Consider the following 14972-nt stretch of genomic DNA (forward strand, 5'->3'; position numbering starts at 1 on the left):
TGTAAAATTTCAAAAGGGTTTCTCGTAGCTACGTAAAATATGGATAATAGATGTTAGGTCGCAAAATTTACGCAAGCATTACAAAATTAATATTCAATTTTATCTTCTTTTTCTGTCCATGCCTTAAATGGTTCAAGAGCGCTAGCTCGCCCTAATTGCTCAAACGGAATACTTCGTTCGTTATAAGGTAGCGGTATTTCTTTGTAAATAAAGGCATCATCAAATCCAATATGAGCTGCATCCTCTTGATTACTACCAAAATAGACTTTGTCAGGTCGCGCCCAATATATGGCCCCTAAACACATTGGGCAAGGTTCACAAGAGGTGTATATTTCACATCCTTCTAACTGAAAAGAATTCAAATGTTTACAAGCTGCTCGTATTGCAGTGACTTCGGCATGAGCAGTTGGATCATTTGTTGAAGTGACTTCGTTATGCCCTCTTCCAATTATTTCACCATGCTTAACAATAACGCATCCAAAGGGTCCGCCTTCATCGTTATTCAAGCCATTTAGGGCTTCTTGAACTGCAGCCTGCATGAACTTTTCTTTACTCATTTGCCTTAAAAATTTTTTAAAAATACTAATCATTTTCTCACTTGAAGTAAATTTTAATATTTAATTATTAAAAAATGTTTAGCTTCGGAAATCTGAAAAACTGTTGTAAGCAATGACACTCTATTTTGTTATATTTTTTTTTCTGATTGCTTTTATAATCTATACGTTTATTAAGATAAAACCGAGACAAGCATCAAATTTCCCAATACATTGGTATGCTATTTTAGTAGCAGAAGTTCGTTTTTATAGCGCGCTAGATCGTAATGAACAAAAACGCTTTCAAAATCGAATGATGCAGTTTCTGTCTGAAGTTTATATTGATAGTGTAGGATTTGAATTAGAGGAATTGGACAAGATACTCATCGCATCAAGTGCCGTAATACCTGTTTTTGCATTCAAAGAATGGCATTATCCAACCGTAACTGGGATACTGTTATATCCAGATAATTTTAATGAAGATTTTGAATTTGCAGATAAGAGCCAATCACGATATATTTCTGGAGTAGTTGGTGGTGGTCGCCTAGAACGTCAGATGATTCTATCAAGAAAAGCCTTGTGTCACGGATTTAAAAACGACAATGACGGACGAAATACTGCGATCCATGAGTTTGTGCACCTTATTGATAAAATGGATGATCACATTGATGGAATACCTAAAATTTTGATGCAGAATTCTTATACAATTCCTTGGTTGAAACTAATGCATGATGAAATGGAAGCAATTAATAAAGACGAGTCTGATTTAAGAGCTTATGGCGGGACAAAACAGGCTGAGTTTTTTGCAGTGGCTTCCGAATACTTTTTTGAGAAACCGAAGCAAATGCAAAAGAAAAAGCCAGAATTATACAATATGCTTGCTGATTGTTTTAGATTTAAAACATAGCCTTGCAAAAAGGTACAAAACCAAAAAACCCGATTCATGTGAATCGGGTTTTTGATGGTGGTGCCTCCAGTACCTGAAATTATGAATAGGCTTGTTTTGGTTTAATTTCATTTAACTAGTAAATCCTTTTATTTACATAGTACATAAAGCTTAAATGAAATAATTTACTACATTTGAATTTAAATAGATTCATTAAATGTTGTACACTTTGTTGTACACTAATAGAGATTTCATGGCAAATACAGTATTAAAAACTAAGGTTTCAGTAAACTTCGTTCTTAAGGAACCTAAAGCAAAGAATGAAACGCTTATCGTGTTTAGAGTCTCAGCAGGTCGAAAGATAGATAGAAGGTTCTCAACAGGGTATAAGGTTAAACCTAAATACTGGGATTCAACGAAGAAAAAAGTACGAAATGTTGCTACCGTATCTAACAGCTTAGAGATTAATAATTATTTGGACCAATTGAAGAATGAGTTTAATAAGATTGTAGCTGATAGAATTTCTAAGGGGGAAATGATAACAAAAGATTCAATTAAAGAGATTTATCATTCCATTTCAAACAAAGAACAGATTAAAGAAAGTGATGAAACAATGACCTTTTTTAAGTATTGTGATGTGTTTATTGAGGGGAAAATCAGAACCCTTCAGAAAGATAATAAAAGAGCTAAAAGCACGACTGTAAGTGCTTATAAACAGGCAATAAAGCATATTAAAGAGTTTCAAAAGGATGAAGGTTTTAAAGTTGATTTTGATAGCATAGATTTAGAATTTTATTACAGCTTTGTTGAATACATGCAGACAAAAGAAAAGGTAGATGGTTCATTCTATGCCATTAATACTATTGGGAAGCATATTAAAACACTTAAGACAATACTTAATTCAGCAACAAATGAAGGTCATAACTCGAACTCAAAGTATAAACTTCCTGAATTTAAAATTGTTAATGAGTTGACTACCGCTGTTTATTTAGACATGGATGAATTAAAGAATATGTTTGAACTAGATTTGTCGAAATATCCAGAGCATGAAAAAGCTAGAGATATATTTATTTTAGGTTGTGAGACTGGTCAAAGAATTTCAGACTACAACAATTTTTCAAATTGTCAAATTATTAAGGAAGATGACGGGGAATATATACAGGTTGTTCAGAAGAAAACAAGAAATAAAGTTTATTGCTTCATTACACCTGTAATGAGAAAAATTATGAATGACAGATATAATGGTAATCCACCAAAACCTATGATAGAGCAGTATATTAACGCCTGTATAAAAGAGGTTGCTCAAATGGCAGGAATTAATAAAAGAGTCAAATTTGAAAGAAACGAGGGTGGTAATCAAGTTGTAAAAGAAATACTTAAATATAAATTAATTTCTACCCATACCGCTAGAAGAAGTTATAGCACTATTAAATATAGAGCAGGTGTCAATGTTCATGATATAATGCCTTTAACTGGTCATAAGTCAGAAAGAGAGTTCTTAAAGTATATAAGAGAAGATGGTAAGGATAGAGCATCTAGAATTGTTCAGTCAAACGCTTTTAAAGATTCATATCTTAAGGTTGTATAATCTACAGTTTCAATCTTGTCTGTTGATTATTAATCAAAATATGTGCTAGTTCAAAAAAGTTGATATTTGTAACTCCAATACTATTTAAATTTAATTTTATATTTTTTATTGAGTCGTAATTGTAGAAAGACACATTCCATTTTGCTTTTTTTCTTATATGTTTTTTTAATTCCTCAAAATAGGGCAAATCAACTTTTGATACTGAATGTCCAAGTACGAAAACCTCATTAATACATCCTAAATTTTCAAAGAAATGCATATTATTATTGATTACTTCATTGCTTGGTTTGTAAGTTCTTTCAAAATACTTCAATAGGTTCTCTTTACCTGTATCTATTGAATAGTCAAAGTTACCATACCATTGTTCTAGTTCCTCTTCAGATAGGTTTTCAGGTGGTTTTTCTTCAAAGCTTTTTGGTTCAATTTCATGTCCAAGAATAATTGGTTCAGACCCATAAAATGCACTATTATGTATATAATTAATTCTTTGACTTTCTATTCCGTAAATTTTTTCTAATGTAGGAGTATAATTAAAGGTTAGGAAGTTTGACTTCTTTTTTAAATTGATTAATAATCCATCTACTGATTTTGAGTATTCAATACTCTGTATAAACTCTAAAAAATTCTGCAATAAATTAGTTGTCAAACTTTCGCATAGGTCTTCCATTATATCTGGAAAAGTATGCATATCTCTAGACCTAAAATCGTCACTTGCTATATCAGGTAGAAACAATGAATAATCATTGAAAATTTCATCAAGATTTAAATTCGCTAGGTTTTCTTCAAATTTACTCCATAAGCTATTGTCCTCGGTTGGAAAGTCAATATAAGATTCCAGAGTATTATATAACTCACTGTCTTTTTGTTGAAGATATTCTGAAAAATCAAAATAACTTGTTTTCAAGCCATGGTGTAAATCAAACCCATTACCTATTATATAAAGAGTTTTGTTATTGTGTCTCCTTATTAACCAGTTTCCAATACATTTAAAAAAGCACTTGCAATTCATGTTCAAATATAAAAAAACGCCCTTGTTTTAAGGGCGTATAAGAAGCTATTTTAAAGGAATTAACATAGACTGCATTTTTGAGTTTAACTCTCCTGTAAAGTCGTAGTTTGAGGTGTTATTTGCATTGTCATAAGCGTTATTTAGCACCTGTTTTAAGTAGTATGCTTTTTGCCGAGTAAAGTTATCTGCATTTTTGGATTCATCAATCATTTTGTAAGCATATTCAATCCCTCCAATTGCTTCAACTCCTTTTGTAAAAAAATAGTCTTTAAAATCTTTAGCGGTAAAAGTTCTATTTTCAGATTCAAATATTACTGGATTCTGCTTTTTAATGTTCCAGTAATAACTTTGCCACTTATCAAAGACTTCTTTTAAGAAAGATTCAGTTCGTAAGTCAGTTACCCTTATTGTTCTGTCAAATATCTTAGCAACATCCTTTTTAAAACGAATCTCATACCTCAAAATATTTTCAGTATTTAAGTGTTTAGTAGGGATTTTAAATCCTTTCTCTTTGTACTCCTTCTTCTTATCATAGAAGTTGAGTTCTATTCTTTTAGTTTTAAAGTATAAATTTCCATTAATAGCGTATCTTTTATATCTCGAAAGATGTTTTAAACACTCATGGTAGGTGCTTGGTTTGTATTCCATTAAAAAGTTGTTAGCTATATCAATTCTACATACTCTAGCATTGTTTAAGCAAACTCCTAATCTTTCGGAAATTTCATCAATAGCATTATTGAACTGCATAAGTGTTAGGGTCTCAAAATTGTTGCCTAAATAGTATTTACAGATAGAGCTGTTCTTACCCATCATTGAAATTCTATAAGGTTCAACTTTAAAACTTAGTTTTTGGTTATTCTTACCTTCTATACTTATATATGCAAATGGTACATCATTTAATTTAAGACCATACCTTTCAATAGTTATGTTATTGGAGTTCTCTAAAACTTCATCATATAAATTTATGTTGTTTGCATCTCTACTATCTAAATACAAGCTAATATTATCATACATAATCTCTTTCTTTTTAAAAATTTGTTACAAGTACCTACTTATATATTAGACAGCATTCTGATTTCTTAATGCTCCAATTCTTTCTAGTACCTCTTTTTTGTCATATCTAGTTGATTTACCAAAAGACTTACGCTTTAGAATCCCTTGTTTGGTGTAATTGTAAACTGTGGTTTTGCATACCTTCAATAGTTTTGCTGTTTCTTCAATGGTTAGCAATTCGGTTTCACTTTCTTTTTGGTTTTTAAGACCACTTGGAAAGAGAGCGTTGAGCTTCTCATCAATTAAGTTTGAAATTTGTTTTAATAATTCTTCTGAACTAGTCTGTTCAATCACAAAGTTTTTAGTCATTTTTCATAATGATTTAATTTAAATTACTATTTATATTGTCGAACTAACGACAGTACAAAGGTACAACTGAGTAAAACGGATGGAAGTCTCAAAAAGTATATAATAACCTGTAAAACAAGTGGTTAAATCAATAAGGGGTTCTTGATTTTTATAAAAAACGGAAGTGGAAGTCTGAAAAACGGAAATGAAATTGAAAGTCTAAAATGCTTTTTCTATCCATCTAAACTCATATGAAGGAAGTTTAATGAGTTTTCTCTGATTTGGTTTGAATTGGTTTGTAATATTGATTGAGTATCTCTTTTCGAAAAAGTGTCTAAGTTTTCTTATCTCAGTATTATCAGTTACATCTGCTCTGATTTTAAAATAAGCTAAAGAGCGACAATGTAAAATAAACTCAACAAGCTGTTTCTTTTGATTAATCCATTTAGCAGAAGAATCAAAATACTCCTCTTTAATTAATTGTCTTTCTAAGTCTTCAAACGGGCGAATATTAGCAGGTAAAACAAGTTCAGATAGACTGTTTCTATCTTGTAACAAAGCGAATATCTCATCTTTATTAACCAGTATCACTTCTAAATAAGCGTTATAGTTTTGCTTCATGTAAGCATCAAAGAAAATCGTAATAAAGAATGGTTTAAGGTCAATAAGATTTTGAGACTCAAAAGTGTTGGTTTTTATGAAAATATCTAAGAAATTGGCTAAATCAATATCGTTGTTGTAATCATAATTTATTACATCGTTTACTACTAAATAAGGACTTTGCCTTAATTTGATTTTATTGAGGTTATGTAATTCTCTAATGTGAGTTCTTTTTTCTTCTTGGTTTTTATTTTTTAATGTCTTTTCAAGTTCTTCTTTTAGATTGCTGAGTGAGGTTTTTAAAGGTGTTTTAACGCTATCTAAGAGCTTCAGGTAATTGATAAAGCTATTACCTAATTGAACATCTTTAAGTTTAATATAATAGCTTAAAATTTCCTTTTTAGATTTAATGCTATTATTGAGATTTCTTATTAATTCTTTGCCGAAAATATATTCATCCAGTTTTTTACATTTATAAGTAGTCTCAAGGATATTTTTTAATTCAATTCTAATTTCACCAAAGAGGGGTTCTTCAATTTCTATATCTTTTAAGAGGTTTGTGATTTTCGAAGTGGTCTCATCATAAAAAGTGTCAAAACTTACCTCTCCAGACTTATCAATTATTTGTTGAACTTGCTTGTAATTCAAGTTAGTTTCTTGTTCTTTTAGTTTCGATTCTGTAATAAGTTTTCTACTATCTTTAATACTTTCTAAATAATCAGAAATACCGATTTTTTGAAGGTCTAAGGTTGCTAAGACTTTTAAATTAAATAGATGTGTTGTTAATTCTTCAAAAAACATAGCTTAATGTGAAACTGTTAGTTTGTAATCAAACATAATGATTATTTTTATACTCACTTAGTGAGATATTGAAAATAGTTCCTAATTTAGAAAACAGAATTAAATGATTCAGTAATGAACCGAATTAAAGAGGTTATAGAGGCGAAAGGGATTAAACAAATTTGGTTGGCTGAACAATTAGGAAAAAGCTACAATATGGTAAACTCCTACGCTCAAAATAGAAGGCAACCAAGTTTAGAAGATTTATACAAAATCGCTGAAATACTTAATGTAGATATTAAAGAGTTAATAGTTTCAAACAAGAAATAAATATGAATAAACAGCAATTAGCAGCTAAAATATGGGAATCAGCAAATCAAATGCGTTCCAAGATTGAGGCTAATGAATATAAAGATTACATTTTAGGCTTCATTTTTTACAAATACCTGTCAGATAAAGAAATACAGTTTTGCAAAAAACAAGATTTTACTGATAAGGATATAAAAGCCCTTTCTGAAGAGGAAGTTGAAACGGTAAATTACATCAAAAAGAACATAGGCTATTTTATTGCTTATGATGATTTATTCACCACTTGGATTGATTTAGCAAAAGACTTTAGTGTTGACAATGTAAGGACTGCATTGTCTGCCTTTAATCGTTCAATTAGTCCAGCTCACAAAAAACTGTTTGATGGGATTTTCAACACTTTAGAAACTGGTTTAAGTAAGCTGGGAGATACTTCTGGAAAGCAAACTAAAGCTATTAGTGAACTAATCCATTTAATAAAGGATATTCCAATGGATAGCAAGCAAAGTTATGATGTACTTGGTTTTATTTACGAATATCTTATTGAAAAATTTGCTGCTAATGCTGGAAAAAAGGCTGGAGAATTCTATACACCTCACGAAGTTTCAGTGTTGTTGTCCGAAATTGTTTCAAACCATTTAAAAGACAGAAAAGAAATTCAAATTTACGATTCATGTAGTGGTTCAGGTTCTTTATTGATTAATATTGGTAATAGTGTGGCAAAACATATTGACGACAGAAACAATATTAAATACTACGCACAAGAATTAAAAAAGAACACTTATAACCTAACAAGAATGAACTTGGTAATGCGTGATATTTTGCCAAATAACATTGTAACTCGTAATGGTGATACTTTAGAAGATGATTGGCCATATTTTGATGAAAATGATGCTGTACACACTTACGAGACACTTTATGTAGATGCAGTTGTTTCAAACCCTCCATATTCTCAAAAATGGGACCCAGCAAATAAAGATTCAGACCCAAGATATTCACGATTTGGATTGGCTCCAAAATCTAAAGCAGACTTTGCTTTCCTTTTACACGATTTATTTCACATTAAACCAGATGGTATTATGACCATTGTATTACCTCATGGTGTGTTGTTTAGAGGTGGTGAAGAAGGTACAATTCGTGAAAAATTAATAGAATCCAATCATATTGATGCCATCATTGGCTTACCACCAAGTATTTTCTTTGGAACTGGTATTCCTACTGTAGTTATTGTTTTAAAACAAAAACGTAAAAACACAGATGTCTTAATTATTGATGCATCTAAAGGTTTTATAAAAGAAGGTAAAAACAATAAGTTAAGAGCTTCGGACATTAAAAGAATTGCTGATGTAATACGTGATAGACAAACTACACCAAAATTTTCTAAAGTAATAGAACGAGATACCATTAGAGAAAATGAATACAATCTAAACATTCCAAGATATGTAGACTCTTCTGCAAACCCAGAAAGTTGGGATATTTATGCTTCTATGTTTGGTGGTATTCCTGTAAAAGAAATAGACGAGCTTGAAAAATACTGGCAAGCCTTTCCTAATTTACGAGAAGCCTTATTTTCTAAAACTTCAGAAGTTAATTCAGAATTAAAAGTGGAAGATATTAATTTGGCTATTAAAGAACAAGCTAGCGTTAAAGCATTTAAGGAAAAGTTTGATAATTCATTTAAAGATTTAGACACCTTCTTAAAACAGGAATTATTAACCAATATTGAGACCGTTAATGTTCCAAGAGAAAAAGAAGTATTGAGTAATGATATTTTTAAAAGGCTTGAAACTATAGACTTAATAGATAAATATGAAGCCTATCAATTGCTGGATAATGAATGGGAAGCTATAAAAGTAGATTTAGAAATTATACAAACTGAAGGTTTTGAATCTACAAAAATAGTAGATGCAAATATGGTGCTCAAAAAGAAAGATGGCAAAGAAGTAGAAAAACAAGAAGGTTGGAAAGGTAGAATTATGCCTTTTGAACTGGTTCAAGAAACCTACTTAAAAGAAGAGCTACAAAGCTTACAACAAAAAGAAAATCGCTTGTTAGAAATTACTTCTGAATATGAGGAAATTATTGATTCCTTTTCTGAAGAAGAAAAAGACAGTCCTGTTTTAAATGATAATAATGATGCTTTTGTAACTAAAGAAATAAATAGTGCGCTTAAAGAGATTTTTGCAGATGTAGAATCTGAAGAAATAAACACCTTAAAAAGCTATCTTGAGTTGTTAGACAATAAAGCAAGGAAACCTGAAAAAGTTGATTTTATAAACAACAATAAACAAGTGCGATGGTCCAAAATAGTAGCTAATAAAGATGGCACTTATGGTAAAGGCAATGTTAACAAATATCTATTCACATTACAATCAACATTTACATTTCCAGAAGATTCTTTTGAAAGCAAATTAGTAAAAACAGCAAAGCTTATAGCAGAAGAAAAAGACGTGAAAAAAATAGCTAAGGAAGAAAAAGCGAAACTACACTTGCTAACTAAAGAAACCATTGAAAACCTTGAAGAAAGTCAGATTTACAAGTTATTAGACCTAAAATGGGTACACCCAATTGTAACGTCTTTATATAATTTGCCAAAAACAATTATTGATGGATTGACAATGAAAGTTGTAGCACTTTCTGAAAAGTACAGTACAACCTACTCAGATGTTGCTAAAGAAATTAACAAGGCAGAAAATTCTTTGTCTAAATTAATTGATAACTTAGAAGGAAATGAGTTTGATATGAAAGGATTAAATGAATTGAAGGTTTTATTAAATAGAGAAGACTAGTATGGCAAATAAGAATAAAAATCCTGAAGTTCGTTTTAAAGGTTTTACTGAAGATTGGGAAGAAGATTTTATAGGTTCATTTTATGATTTTAAAAATGGTCTTAATAAGGGAAAAGAATATTTCGGTTACGGTAAGCCAATAGTAAATTTCACTGATGTATTTCACAAAAGAGGGTTATTAACTAAAGAGCTAAAAGGAAAGGTTGATGTAACTAGGGATGAAATTAAAAATTACAGTGTTCAAATTGGAGATTTGTTTTTTACCAGAACATCTGAAACAATAGATGAAATAGGTCAACCATCGGTTATGCTTGATAACCCAAAAGATGCAGTATTTAGTGGTTTTGTTTTACGTGCTAGACCAATACATAAAGACCCTTTAGAAATTGGTTTTAAGCAATATGCTTTTTACACAGATTTTTTTCGTTCAGAAATGACAAAAAAAAGTTCAATGACAACCAGAGCATTAACTTCTGGTACTGCTATTAAAAAAATGATATTTTCATTTCCAAAAAGTAAAATTGAACAAAAACAAATAGGTACTTTCTTCCAAAACTTAGAAAAACTTATTAGTCATCATCAAAAAAAACACGACAAACTAGTTGTTCTAAAAAAAGCTATGCTTGAAAAGATGTTTCCAAGTAATGGTGCTACTGTTCCTAAAGTTCGTTTTAAAGGATTTACTGGAGATTGGGAAGAAAAACCATTTGGAGAATTTGCTTTAGTGAAAAGAGGTTTAACTTATAGTCCTAGTGATGTTTCAAATAAAGGAGTTAAAGTTTTAAGGTCCTCTAATATTTATGAAGATACTTTTATCGAAAAGGAAGATGATGTTTATGTAAGGGAAGAAGCTATAAATATTGAATTTGCAAAGAACAAAGACATTCTTATTACTTCTGCAAATGGTTCTAGTCGTTTAGTTGGAAAACATGCAATAATTGACGGTTTAAATGGAAAGGCTGTTCACGGTGGTTTTATGTTAATTGTTAGGTCAAAAACGCCATATTTCTTAAATGCCTCTATGAGTTCTTCTTGGTATAGAAAATTTATAAGCGTTAATGTTTCAGGAGGTAATGGTGCAATCGGAAACTTAAAGGCTAGCGATTTTGAAGAACAGAAAATACTTATCCCTAATGAAGATGAACAACAAAAAATAGGTAATTATTTCCAAAACTTAGATAATCAATTAGCATTACACAAATCACAGTTAGAAAAACTCAAGAACATCAAAAAAGCCTGTTTTACTAAAATGTTTATAGCACAAGACTAATTTACTGGCACTGTAAAATTAAAGAAAATGACATTTACCAAAGAATCTGAATTTGAAGAAGCCTTAATATTGGCACTAAGTAAAAAAGGCTGGGAAAATGAGGTTATAAAAAACCCTACAGAAGAAGATTTACTAAACAACTGGGCAAATATTCTTTTTGATAACAATAGAGGTATAGACCGTTTAAATGACACGCCATTAACAAATGGTGAAATGCAACAAATACTTGAGCAAATAAATGCTTTAAGAACACCTCTAAAGCTAAATGGATTTATAAATGGTAAAACAGTTGCTATAAAACGAGATAACCAAGAAGACAAATTACATTTTGGTAAAGAAGTTAGTTTAAAAATCTACGATAGACATGAGATAGCAGCAGGACAGAGTAGATATCAAATTGTACAACAACCAAAATTTAAAACTAAATCTAAAATATTAAATGATAGACGTGGTGATTTAATGCTTTTAATTAATGGAATGCCAGTGATTCACATCGAGTTAAAAAGAAGTGGTGTATCTGTAAGTCAAGCCTATCATCAAATAGAAAATTACGCTCGTTCTGGAATCTTTTCAGGTCTGTTTTCTTTAGTTCAGGTATTTGTAGCAATGGAGCCTAAAGAAACTGTTTATTTCGCTAACCCTGGTCCAGATGGGAAATTCAATAAGGACTTTTATTTCCATTGGGCAGACTTTAATAATGAGCCAAAAAATGATTGGAATGATATAGCATCTTCTTTTCTCTCTATTCCAATGGCACATCAATTAATAGGTTTCTACACCGTACCAGATGATGGTGATGGTGTTTTAAAGGTAATGCGCAGTTATCAGTATTATGCAGCAAATGCAATATCAGATAAAGTTGCTAAAACAGATTGGAAAAGCACACATGCATTAGGTGGTTATATATGGCATACTACAGGTTCTGGTAAAACAATGACCAGTTTTAAATCGGCTCAGCTTATTGCCAATTCAAAAGATGCCGATAAGGTTATTTTTTTGATGGATAGAATAGAGTTAGGGACACAATCTCTAAAAGAGTATCGAGGTTTTTCAGATGAGAACGAAGAAGTGCAAGCAACTGAAAACACAGGTATTTTAGTTACAAAACTAAAAAGTAAAGACCCTGTAAATACTTTAATAGTTACTTCTATACAAAAGATGAGTAACATTAAGGATGAAGAGGGTGGATTAAATGCAAGAGACATTCAGATTATGAATGAAAAAAGAACTGTATTTATTGTAGATGAAGCACATCGTTCAACTTTTGGAGATATGCTTATTGATATTAAAAATACATTTTCATCAGCCATTTTCTTTGGGTTTACAGGAACACCTATTAAAGATGAAAACCAGATAAACATGAACACCACTTCAACAGTATTTGGAGGAGAGTTACACAGATATACTCTTGGTGATGGCATAAGAGATAAAAATGTATTAGGTTTTGACCCGTATAAAATATTGACATATAAAGACCGTGATTTAAGGAAGGTAATTGCTCTAGAAAAGGCAAGAGCTACAGATGAAGCAGATGCTCTTTCTGACCCTGCAAAAAGAGAAATTTTCAATAGGTATATGAATGATTTGAGAATGGCAGGATATTATGACCATTCTGGTAATTATGTTCGTGGTATTGAAGATTTTGTACCAAAGTCTCAATACGAAATAGATACGCATCAAGAAAAAGTAGTTGAGGATATATTAGAAAATTGGGTTGTGCTAAGTCAAAATAGTAAGTTTCATGCCATTTTTGCAACAAGTAGTATAAATGAATCTATTGAATATTATAGGTTAATAAAAAGACTTCAACCAGAATTAAAAGTAACAGCACTGTTTGACTCGACAATTGACAATGTTGGTAATGCTGCTTTTAAAGAAGATGGTTTAGTTGAGATTTTAGAAGATTATAACGAAAGATTTGAACAAGATTATACCTTAGCAACGCATGCAAAATTTAAAAAGGATATTGCTGCTAGATTGGCTCACAAACTACCTTATTTGAGAATTGAAACAACACCAGAAGAGCAGATTGATTTGCTAATTGTTGTAGACCAAATGCTGACAGGTTTTGATTCTAAATGGGTTAATACATTGTATTTGGATAAGGTAATTAGATATCAAAATATTATTCAAGCATTTTCAAGAACAAATCGTCTATTTGGACCAGACAAACCATTTGGGACAATACGCTATTATAGGTTACCACATACCATGGAACAGCACATTGATAGTGCCATTAAATTATACTCTGGAGATAGCCCTGTAGATTTATTTGTTGACCGTTTAGAACAAAATCTAAATTCAATAAATTTTATGTATAACGAAATTTCCCAATTGTTTAATTCAGCAGGAGTCCAAAATTTTGAAAGCCTACCAGAGGGTATTCCAGAAAGAGGACGATTTGCTTCACTCTTTAAAGATTTAAATGACTTTTTAGAAGCAGCCAAAATTCAAGGTTTCAATTGGAATCAATCAAAATATGTGTTTGGTAAAGGAAACGAAAAGTCTGTGGTTGAAATGAATTTTGATGAAAACACATACTTAATTCTAGCATTACGTTATAGAGAACTATTTAGTGGTGATGGCGGTGGCACTGGAACAAGAGAGGTTCCTTTTGAAATTGAAGGGTATTTAACGGAGATTGATACAGATAAAATTGATGCAGACTACATGAATTCTCGTTTTGAGAAATACATCAAAGAACTTAAAGGAGAGGATGTTGACAGTAAACAACTACAGCATACTTTAGATGAGTTGCATAAGTCATTTGCCACGTTAACTCAAGAAGAACAAAAATATGCTAATATTTTTATACATGATGTCCAAAGTGGTGCTGTAACTATTGAAAAAGGTAAAACATTTAGAGAATATATTACAGAGTATCTTTTTAATGCTAAGAATGACCAGATATTTAGAATTTCAGAATTACTAGGTTTAGATGAAACTAAGCTTCGTAGTATGATGGATTCAGGAGTAACTGATAAAAATATAAATGATTATGGCCGTTTTGATGATTTAAAAAGTACCGTTGATAGGGACAAGGCTAAAGCGTATTTTGAGAAATTGGAAGGTAAAACAATTCCTGCTTTTAAAATAAACATAAGAATTGATAAGCTGTTACAAGAGTTTATTATTAGTGGTGGAATTGAAATTTAATTTTTGACCCTATTGTAACTTTTTTACTGATAATGATGGCTATATGTTTACTTGCATTGTCAAAATCTAATAAAGCTCGCATTTGTATTGATTATAGTATTGTCATTTGAAAAATTCATTCTCCTCTCTCTTCCCCTTACTAGGGTATATGACAAATTAGCCCCTCACTTTTCAAAAGGGAAAGTCGATTTTTTCGATAGGGGTGGGTCTGGGTTTTAGTAATTTGAGTTGAAATTTTTGAATTTTTTATTTTTCTTCTCACTTTTTGCGCTATTTGGGTACCTATTTTGCTGCAGTTAACAGATATATGTTTTACTCATCTGACGAACCTTTGACAAAGGGAAAGTTGTTTGAAATGACTTTGGTAGTTCAGATATAACAAGGTTTTGTTTCAGAAGTCCGTTTTTTTTGACCGTTTTGCCAAGGGATAATTTTTAATTTGACAACCTGAAAAAAGTAGTAGAAATTAGTTCGTTGTACACGTAGTTGTACACTGTTAAACCAAAAAACTCGTAACTTTCTAAAAAATAGATTGTTACGAGTTTAGGTGGTGGTGCCTCCAGGAATCGAACCAGGGACACAAGGATTTTCAGTCCTTTGCTCTACCAACTGAGCTAAGGCACCAGTTGCATAAAAATGCGAGTGCAAATATAGAGGCATTTTTATTATTCGCAAAAAGAAATATTAAAAATTTAGGTTTATTATCAGATAAGG

The 14972-nt window shown here is 31.0% G+C and carries 11 protein-coding genes and 1 tRNA gene; 6 read left to right on the forward strand and 6 right to left on the reverse strand.

Features of this window, described 5'->3' with window-relative positions:
- Positions 1–86 precede the first annotated feature (86 nt).
- A complete protein-coding gene (locus tag BLT57_RS04405; RefSeq protein ID WP_091426657.1) occupies positions 87–557 on the reverse strand; it encodes a nucleoside deaminase in 471 nt (156 codons plus the stop codon).
- Positions 558–669: 112 nt separating this feature from the next.
- On the opposite strand from BLT57_RS04405, the gene BLT57_RS04410 reads away from it, so the two are divergent.
- The gene (locus BLT57_RS04410; RefSeq protein ID WP_091422828.1) at positions 670–1440 is read left to right on the forward strand and encodes a zinc-dependent peptidase; all 771 of its coding nucleotides are present in this window, start codon (positions 670–672) and stop codon (positions 1438–1440) included.
- Between the two features lie 232 nt (positions 1441–1672).
- The gene (locus BLT57_RS04415) at positions 1673–3007 is read left to right on the forward strand and encodes a site-specific integrase (RefSeq protein WP_172827429.1); all 1335 of its coding nucleotides are present in this window, start codon (positions 1673–1675) and stop codon (positions 3005–3007) included.
- A gap of 1 nt (position 3008) precedes the next feature.
- Here BLT57_RS04415 and BLT57_RS04420 read toward each other — a convergent pair whose 3' ends face one another.
- The 4 genes from BLT57_RS04420 to BLT57_RS04435 form a co-directional block, all read right to left on the reverse strand.
- Positions 3009–4016 carry a bacteriophage abortive infection AbiH family protein gene (locus BLT57_RS04420; RefSeq protein WP_091422835.1) on the reverse strand — a complete coding sequence of 336 codons (1008 nt, stop codon included), beginning with the start codon at positions 4014–4016 and terminating at the stop codon, positions 3009–3011.
- A gap of 45 nt (positions 4017–4061) precedes the next feature.
- Positions 4062–5030 (reverse strand): phage/plasmid replication protein, encoded by a 969-nt coding sequence (locus BLT57_RS04425; RefSeq protein ID WP_091422841.1) that lies wholly within the window; start codon positions 5028–5030, stop codon positions 4062–4064.
- Between the two features lie 45 nt (positions 5031–5075).
- Positions 5076–5378 (reverse strand): helix-turn-helix domain-containing protein, encoded by a 303-nt coding sequence (locus tag BLT57_RS04430; protein ID WP_091422844.1) that lies wholly within the window; start codon positions 5376–5378, stop codon positions 5076–5078.
- Between the two features lie 198 nt (positions 5379–5576).
- Positions 5577–6758, reverse strand: coding sequence for a hypothetical protein (locus BLT57_RS04435; protein ID WP_091422846.1), 1182 nt, complete (start codon positions 6756–6758; stop codon positions 5577–5579).
- 114 nt (positions 6759–6872) lie between these two features.
- Between BLT57_RS04435 and BLT57_RS04440 the strand changes: the two genes are divergently transcribed.
- Genes BLT57_RS04440 through BLT57_RS04455 form a run of 4 tightly spaced genes read left to right on the forward strand, consistent with a single transcriptional unit; the run spans position 6873 to position 14258 of the window.
- Positions 6873–7067, forward strand: a complete 195-nt coding sequence (locus tag BLT57_RS04440; RefSeq protein ID WP_091422848.1) for a helix-turn-helix domain-containing protein — start codon at positions 6873–6875, stop codon at positions 7065–7067.
- 2 nt (positions 7068–7069) lie between these two features.
- Positions 7070–9832 carry a type I restriction-modification system subunit M gene (locus tag BLT57_RS04445; protein WP_091422850.1) on the forward strand — a complete coding sequence of 921 codons (2763 nt, stop codon included), beginning with the start codon at positions 7070–7072 and terminating at the stop codon, positions 9830–9832.
- 1 nt (position 9833) lies between these two features.
- Positions 9834–11102, forward strand: coding sequence for a restriction endonuclease subunit S (locus tag BLT57_RS04450; protein WP_091422855.1), 1269 nt, complete (start codon positions 9834–9836; stop codon positions 11100–11102).
- Between the two features lie 27 nt (positions 11103–11129).
- Entirely contained in the window at positions 11130–14258 is a 3129-nt protein-coding gene (locus BLT57_RS04455; protein WP_091422859.1) for a type I restriction endonuclease subunit R, read from the forward strand.
- 548 nt (positions 14259–14806) lie between these two features.
- Here BLT57_RS04455 and BLT57_RS04460 read toward each other — a convergent pair.
- Positions 14807–14882, reverse strand: a tRNA-Phe gene (locus BLT57_RS04460).
- Positions 14883–14972: the final 90 nt, after the last annotated feature.

This window comes from Formosa sp. Hel1_31_208, from assembly GCF_900104785.1.
Taxonomy (GTDB): domain Bacteria; phylum Bacteroidota; class Bacteroidia; order Flavobacteriales; family Flavobacteriaceae; genus Psychroserpens.